Genomic DNA, 7,117 nt, shown 5'->3' on the forward strand with positions numbered 1-7,117 from the left:
CGCGGCGGCTTCACCACCAAGCTCCACGCAAGGTGCGATGCCAGAGGCTTGCCCCTCGGCTTCGTGCTGACACCGGGGCAAGCGCACGATGTGCAGGGCTTCGCACCGCTGTTCCGCATGATAACTGACCGGATCGAGGCCTTCCTGGCTGATCGGGGATACGATGCCGATGCGATCCGCGAAGAGATTGAGGCGGCGGGCGTCGAGGCGGTGATCCCGGCCAAGGCGGGCCGGCGTAATCCCGCCGCGCATGATCGCGCGAAATACAAGTGGCGCAACCTGATCGAGCGACTGTTCAATAAACTCAAGAACTGGCGACGCGTTGCGACCCGCTACGACAAAACCAAGGAATCCTATCTCGGCTTCGTCGCGCTCGCCTCAGTCAAACTCTGGATACCCTTTGTCCACGAAACCTAATTGGCTGCACAATCTGCCCCATCTTCGGGTGACCGGTTTGGGTTTGATCGAAAATCGCAATATAACTGGGCGATGGAACAGAAACTCACTTCCGCTTCGGGCAATGACTTGGAGCACCTCGCGTCTCAACTGGATCGCACTCTTGTGCTGCTCAGCAACACGGAAGCTCGGCTGGCAGGTCCGATGATCACGCCCGGTGAGACGAGGTTCCGGGACCCTCAAGACGTCCATCACCAGATCACCCTTGGCGCGGTGCTGTTCGCGTATGGATTGAACGCCCACCACGCCCGCGCAATTGATGGTCTTCTCTCGATGACCGGAGAGCAGCTAAAAGCAATTCTGGAGGAAGCGTCCAGCATTGAAGGCGATGACGACGACGACGAGGACGAGACCATGGGGGCCGTTCTTCTGAAGTTGGTGGAAGTGGTACCAGGTCGGCTCGATGAATTCGGCCGGTACGCCGAATGGCGACGCGGTTTCGACGCGTACATGAACCGAACGAAACCCTATCTTGAAGGTATGGCCGCAGAGGATTTGGCGAAGCTGGAAGCCCGACCCGCTTCGAAGAAGCAGATGCACCTGATCCGCATAACCTGCGCGTATCACCGCATTCCGTTTCCAGCAGTGCCCAATCGACGGACGGCCTTTGAATGGCTTCGAGATATCGGAGCCAACACTCGGTACCGGGAGCTCCGGCGATGAAGTTTAAATGGGAGCGACCCGATGGTTCCGTTGTTGAGATCGGTGATCCGGACCTCATCGTCGATGTGTTGAACAATCTGGGGTCGCGGCTCGAAACTGCGAAAGCTGATGGTCGCTTCATGGAAGTAGCCGCCCTGCGATCGAAATACGATGATCAGTACGGCCAGTGGCGATGGTGTATGGCCCACTATTATCGATCACAGCGCCACAGTCTGATGATGCTTATCAAAAAATGGGAAGCTGTTCTCTCGTGGTGGAAGGAGTGTTCCGAAGGCTCAGCCTCAGAGGGCGTATCGGATCTTCAACGATCGCTTCTCGCCGACCTGTCTGACGACCTTCGACCAAAAAATTGGGAAGAGGCGCGGAAAATCCTCGATCGTCACCCGCGTTTCAAGGTCCCGACTTGTGATCTGGAAACGGCTATATGCGGCCTTATCCAAGTTCTAAAATCGGCAGCATCCTGCTATGATGGTGCCGACCGGCTTGCGCATAGTTTCTTCGACAATGTCATCCCAGATCAGGAAGAATTGAACCAATTCGATTCTAAGAAAGTTAAATTCAGTGCTGAAATCGATAGATTTATTGCAGGTCTGTAAATGATGCCGGGCTCAACCGTAACCGAAGAGATTTTATCCGCTACGAAGGGAGGCGTTGTCGGTTCTATGGCGTCTGCGGCTTGCTGGATTTGTCAAAATCAGTGTTACGGGACCTCGCAGCTACACGCTATAAGATTCCACGAAGCCAATTTCGGCGCCCATCCGGGTTTGCCTTCCCCGAAGCGCCCGGCCGGACTTCGCGACATCTGGTTCCCAGAACATCCTGCTGTCGAACAAATGCGTCGGAGACTTCATGGGATGGGTATCCCATCCGAGCCTGATCAGATACCCATGCCGGCTACTCGCGAGCAGATCAGACCATACCTTTCGGCCAGGTATCCGTTTCTCTTCGACTGGGGCCGCGAGATGACAATGGTCTCGCAGTCGCGCCAGTCCTTGCGGATTGAAGACGCCTATCTCCACGTGGCAGGTTGGACGTTCGACGATGTCGAGGCGGTCTATCTGTTTGCCTGGGACAATCACCGTCATGGAGGGAGAGGGAAGCCTTCATTCGAACGCCTCTGGATCCGGGATCTAAATGGCTTTTGCGCGCTCTACTCAGACGATAGCTCGCGCTCGTTTCGCTCAAACGAAGCAATCGAAAAATTGTGCGATCGCGTCAACACATCACCAGCGAACTCTATAGAAGTGGTATGCCATCTTGCAGAGGATCTATTCGAGCTCGAGCGCGGATTGGATTGTCTTGCCGGACTGGACGACCTCCGTGAGACATTGAGGCGGGCACGGCGAGCGCAGCGCATTCGCCTGTTCGCATCGGTAAGTCCACTGCTGGTCTCAATCGCCAGAACCCACCCAGAATTACTGACCCCCGTAGATCATGAGCAGCATGCGGACCTAGCCGCTGGGACTTCGGATACATTGGCCATAGCAAACCGCGGCATCGAATCTGATAAGGATCGGACTGAGGTCCGCTTCGTAGGGTGGGATGACCTTAGGTATGTGCTGCATCTCTTCAGCGAAATGGGTCACCGCAAAGTGGCAATGTTTGGATACCATTCAGACGCTGCTGAGCATGACGAACTGCGCTCCAAGATCTTTCGCTTGGCCATCAATTTCATTGCTCACCACGCTCCTGACCGTGCGGCAAAGCATTTGGCAAAGCGGCTCAGCGAAGAAGGCCGCAAGTCCGCTAGCCGTGAAATGCGTGAGAAAGGAGAGGAGCACTGGTCTGTTTTTGACGGCCTTCGGGATTCCGGCAACGCAGGAAATGGAGACGATCAAGATCAGTCACTGGCAGCCGCACTTGAGTACCATCTCGTGGGTGCCTCGTATGTCAGCGATTTCCGCAGCGAAGGAATGCGACTATCGAAAGCCGGACTTCTCGACCCTACCAATAACCCGGCAGCTCGGGCTTTCTTTTGCCCTGCCGCTTGGCGGGAAAATAAATTATCGGACGCTCTACTAGCTGCCCGCAGTGAATGGAGCGACGAACTGGCTGTCCTCGACCAGCGCTACGTGGCGGAAAAGCGTAAGCGCCTTCTCCGGACATCGGCGTTTTTCGCAAGTCGCTTGAGCGAATGCATCCTAGCGCCGTTCACGCTCCGAGCGTTTGGCGTGAAGCTACCCGATGCTGCCGCAAATCCGGCCAGCGGCAATGAGCTTCCATCTAATAAACGGCCGAAATCATCACTTCATATCGAGAGTGGCGGAGAGAAAGCCCAGAATTCTGCCATTTCCATTCGCGATTTGCGGACCAGGGAGCGCTCCAAACTCCTCCTGAATCACCGGTAAGCCCCGCGTAATTGGTGTGCCTCTCAACAACGGAGGCATACCATGGACATAGAAAATCAGGCCGCACTGGCCTTCGAAGAAAATTGCACGAACGAAAACTTTCAGGAGGCGGTTGACGTATCGAGCCCAGCAGGTGGCGCTCAGGCATCGCCTGACAATTCCGCAATCTCGAGTGAGATCGGACGCAGTGATCCGTCCTACGTTCTCGCGAAAGACATCCAGCTCGACCCCAATCTCCACGAACGCAGAGCCTTCTCGGAAGACGATCTGGCGTTCGCCAATGCCGTCGTTTCACAGTCGCATCTCGTCGTACCTTTCCCGGTTGTCCGACGTGGTAACGGCCTCTTTCTCGTCGATGGGTATGTGCATCTCAGGGCCATCGTTGAGAGCGATCACGATGCGCTCGTCAAGGTAATCGAGGTCAGCGAAAAGGACGCGCTGGCCATCCGGTTCGCGGATACTCGCAAGGGACGAAATCGCGAGCCCATGGTCTCGAGCCGTCAGGCACTAGCCCGGCATCGCTCCGGCGTTTCCCAGGAAGCCATCGCGAAGGAACTGGGCGTCAGCGCTGGCAACGTCTCGCAGATGATCTCGGCGGCCGAAGCCGAGGAGGAACTCTGTGGAGTGGCCGACCTGCTCGTCGATCAGTCCAAGGTTTCGCGAGGCTGGTGGTTCGACGTTCATACCACGCGGGAGCGACTGAAGAAAGCTGACGGCGCCGAGCCCGAAGGAAGCACTCCGAACATGGATCGGTTCAGGAGGGCGATCGAGAAGCTGCTGGAATCTGGGGGCCCGCTCAGCACGGAGCAGGTTCGCGAAGCGCTCAATATCAATGTCAAGCGTGCCGAACCGAAGCGGCGCAACCGTATGCTCGGAAAGCCGGAAAAGCGGCGTGGGCTGAAGGTCCGGCTTAACGTCGATCAAAGCGGCAGGGCGGAAAGGTGATCAACTTCCCGCCCGGTTTTCCGGATGAGGAGTTCGAAGCGGCGCTGGAGGCATTGCTGGCCTTCCTGATGCCCCCCGGCTCGGATGCCGGTCCAGCATCGAAGAACTGACTCGGATCGAGACGGCAGCGACGGATCGGATGCTGGCGATGGCAAGGGATGATAAATCCTCACACGCGCGCACGACCGCGCTGCCGCTCGACAACGCGCATGCAGAAATCGAGTGGCTGGTGCCTCCGCCGGAGGATGCCCTCGCCCGTTTGCTGCTCGAGCTTATCGGCGAGGACGCACTGAAGGAGATATTCCATGAATGATGCCGTTGGATACATTCGTTGTTCCCACATGGACGCGCCTGCGATGACACGCTCGATAGCTTTCCAAGGCGAGAGAATACGGTTGATCGCAGCGATGCGGTTCCTGCGCCTGCATCGCGTCTTCATAGATGTGGAGGCAAACAGTTCGAGCCTGACCGAGCGAGACCGCATGCTGAGCGCCGTCACCTGGGATCAGATTGGTGCGGTCATCGTGGCGACGAAGTGCCGTCTCGCGAGGATCGATAGCGATTACTTTCGTATCCTCGGCAAACTGGAAGCACTTGGTATCGAGTTCATCTGCGCAGACGAGGAAAGGGAAGCGCTGCTCGATCGGCATGGGTAAGATGGCGTGGCATTTCGCTGATTACGAAGAATGAAAAAGCAGAGGAGATAACGTGGGAAATAGGGCTTCACCGGTTCGGCGAAAGGCATACGCTTATGTCCGTGTCAGCACGGCAGAGCAGGCCCAGCATCAGACTTCGCTCCGGCAGCAGAAGGTCGACCTTAAAAAATACTGCATTCAGAACGACATCGATCTCATCGATTTCTTTGTAGAACCGGGACTGTCCGGCTCCGACTGGAAAAGACCGGAATTCAATCGAATGATGCTTCTCGCCACCAGCGATGACCATCCAGTGGAGTGCATTGTCGCCTGTGACATGGCTCGCCTCGCCCGTGACGTGGAATTCACGGTAATTACGCAGGGACAACTCCAGCGCGCTGGGGTGCAGTGCCTGTTCGTCTACCAGAAGTTCGAAGACAGCCATTTCGGCATGTTGCACAAGTTGCTGACCAGCTGGCAGGATCAGGATGCGATCGTAAAGGCATCAATGAACACCCGAAGGGGTCTCCGAGGGACCGCCGAGGAGGGTTTCTGGGTCGGAGGGACCGTTCCGCTCGGCTACGAGTCCCGAACCGTCGAAGTTCGATCAAAGAAAGAGAAGAAGAAGCTTTTCCTGAACGCGTCCGAAGCGGCGATCGTTCGGATGATATTCGACCTCGCGGAGAAAGGTCTGAATGGCATCCCCTTGGGGGGCCGGGCTATCGCCGAATACCTGAATAGACACGGCTTCACCCGCCGAGGGAAGAAATTCTACAATGCGACTGTGGCGGGCATCCTGTCTCGACTCCACTACCTCGGCCGTTTTCCAGGCAACAAGTTTGACGAATTCGGCAATCTCCTGCCGGAGGAGGAATGGACTTGGGTGGACTGTCCGCAGCTAATTACTCAGGAACAATTCGACCGCGTTGCAGCGCTCAGAGAAGAGCGGGCACCGCGAAATACCCCTCCGCGGGTAGTAAGCGGTCCGACACTTCTTATCGGGTTAGCGGAATGCGAAGCCTGCGGTTCGGGAATGACGATCAGGACAGGAAAGGGCGGCCGATATCGCTACTATTCCTGCAACTCGAAAGTTAACCGGGGGGCATCGGCGTGCGATTGTCCCAATGTACGGGCTGAGAAACTTGACGAACTCGTTCTGGGCGAAGTCGCTGACAGGGTATTCGGGGAAGAGCATCTCGAACCGTTGCTCACGAAGGTGCTCGACACTTCTGATGAGAGCCGTCAGCGCAAGCTACAAGAATTGGAACAGTGCGAAGCGAAGTTAGCAGACGCCCGTCGCCGTCTTTCCAATCTGCACGACGCGATTGAAACTGGAGCAGTCTCTCCCCGCGATCCGGACATAACGGCCAGGCTGAAGCAACGACGTGCAGAGATCGATGGCCTTAATACGACGGTGACGACGCTAAATCAGCAACTCGAACGTGGGCCTACTGAAATCACCCCAGCCGCGGTTCAAAGATTTGGCAACATCGTTCGCCGAGAGCTGAAGCACGGCCCGATCGAGGCGCGCCAGCAGATTGCTCGTGCCTTTATTGAGAAGATTCGAATTGGCTCGAAGGTCGAAATCTCAGGGCAGACGGACGCCTTGGCGCACGGCGCTGCGTCGGTGGCCAGATCAACGGGCGAGGTGCCCATCTTTGACCGGAAATGGTGCCCAGAAGAGGACTCGAACCTCCACGCCCTTGCGAGCGCCGCCACCTGAAGACGGTGCGTCTACCAATTCCGCCATCTGGGCACGTTTGAGAACTGCCGGTCATCGTGGTCCGGCGTCCTGGTAGGCGCGCGCCACTAGCTGGCCTTGGGAGGGCTTGTCAACGCTAATCGGATCGCCCCCCAATGTGCGAGGGGATGAAGATTTCGCCGTACGATCTGCCTTCGGGAATTGCGAAACCGCGACGGGTGCGGCACGTTGCATCGCTATGATCACCAAAACACCGCGTCTCGCGCTTTCCGCCCTTATGTCCGCCCTCCCACTCCTTGCCCTTGCGGCCTGTGCGGAACCGATTCCCGAACAATCGCGCGCCGATGAAATACCGCTCGCAGAAGTGA

General features: G+C 57.0%; 7 protein-coding genes, 1 tRNA gene and 1 pseudogene. 8 read left to right on the forward strand and 1 reads right to left on the reverse strand.

The features are described 5' to 3' along the window. The 8 genes and pseudogenes from A3736_RS15115 to A3736_RS18305 form a co-directional block, all read left to right on the forward strand. On the forward strand, positions 1-417 hold a 417-nt coding region (locus A3736_RS15115; protein WP_082851539.1), incomplete at its 5' end, for an IS5 family transposase. Positions 418-489: 72 nt separating this feature from the next. Next, the gene (locus tag A3736_RS15120) at positions 490-1,119 is read left to right on the forward strand and encodes a hypothetical protein (RefSeq protein ID WP_067684656.1); all 630 of its coding nucleotides are present in this window, start codon (positions 490-492) and stop codon (positions 1,117-1,119) included. Further along, positions 1,116-1,715: a hypothetical protein gene (locus tag A3736_RS15125; protein ID WP_067684658.1), complete on the forward strand. Its 600-nt coding sequence runs from the start codon at positions 1,116-1,118 to the stop codon at positions 1,713-1,715. Before A3736_RS15120 ends, A3736_RS15125 begins: the two co-directional genes overlap by 4 nt. Before the next feature lie 366 nt (positions 1,716-2,081). Beyond that, complete coding sequence (locus A3736_RS15130; protein WP_156502164.1) at positions 2,082-3,467, forward strand: hypothetical protein; 1,386 nt, start codon at positions 2,082-2,084, stop codon at positions 3,465-3,467. Between the two features lie 42 nt (positions 3,468-3,509). After that, positions 3,510-4,412 (forward strand): hypothetical protein, encoded by a 903-nt coding sequence (locus A3736_RS15135; protein ID WP_067684663.1) that lies wholly within the window; start codon positions 3,510-3,512, stop codon positions 4,410-4,412. 139 nt (positions 4,413-4,551) lie between these two features. Continuing rightward, entirely contained in the window at positions 4,552-4,725 is a 174-nt protein-coding gene (locus A3736_RS17225; RefSeq protein WP_156502165.1) for a hypothetical protein, read from the forward strand. Then, positions 4,718-5,068 (forward strand): recombinase family protein, encoded by a 351-nt coding sequence (locus tag A3736_RS15140; RefSeq protein ID WP_082851540.1) that lies wholly within the window; start codon positions 4,718-4,720, stop codon positions 5,066-5,068. The genes A3736_RS17225 and A3736_RS15140 overlap by 8 nt, the downstream gene beginning before the upstream one ends. A 52-nt stretch (positions 5,069-5,120) precedes the next feature. Continuing rightward, positions 5,121-6,203: pseudogene (locus tag A3736_RS18305) on the forward strand (recombinase family protein); the annotation flags it as partial. Between the two features lie 513 nt (positions 6,204-6,716). Here the strand turns inward: A3736_RS18305 and A3736_RS15150 are convergent. Further along, positions 6,717-6,803: transfer RNA gene (locus tag A3736_RS15150), tRNA-Leu, on the reverse strand. Positions 6,804-7,117 lie beyond the last annotated feature (314 nt).

Origin of the sequence: Erythrobacter sp. HI0063 (assembly GCF_001635685.1) — a bacterium.
Classification (GTDB): domain Bacteria; phylum Pseudomonadota; class Alphaproteobacteria; order Sphingomonadales; family Sphingomonadaceae; genus Qipengyuania.

Bases quoted from the DNA above. Each gene is read 5' to 3' on its own strand.
- A3736_RS15120 (WP_067684656.1), top strand. From the start codon at position 490: ATGGAACAGAAACTCACTTCCGCTTCGGGCAATGACTTGGAGCACCTC.
- A3736_RS15125 (WP_067684658.1), top strand. From the start codon at position 1,116: ATGAAGTTTAAATGGGAGCGACCCGATGGTTCCGTTGTTGAGATCGGT.
- A3736_RS15130 (WP_156502164.1), top strand. From the start codon at position 2,082: ATGACAATGGTCTCGCAGTCGCGCCAGTCCTTGCGGATTGAAGACGCC.
- A3736_RS15135 (WP_067684663.1), top strand. From the start codon at position 3,510: ATGGACATAGAAAATCAGGCCGCACTGGCCTTCGAAGAAAATTGCACG.
- A3736_RS17225 (WP_156502165.1), top strand. From the start codon at position 4,552: ATGCTGGCGATGGCAAGGGATGATAAATCCTCACACGCGCGCACGACC.
- A3736_RS15140 (WP_082851540.1), top strand. From the start codon at position 4,718: ATGAATGATGCCGTTGGATACATTCGTTGTTCCCACATGGACGCGCCT.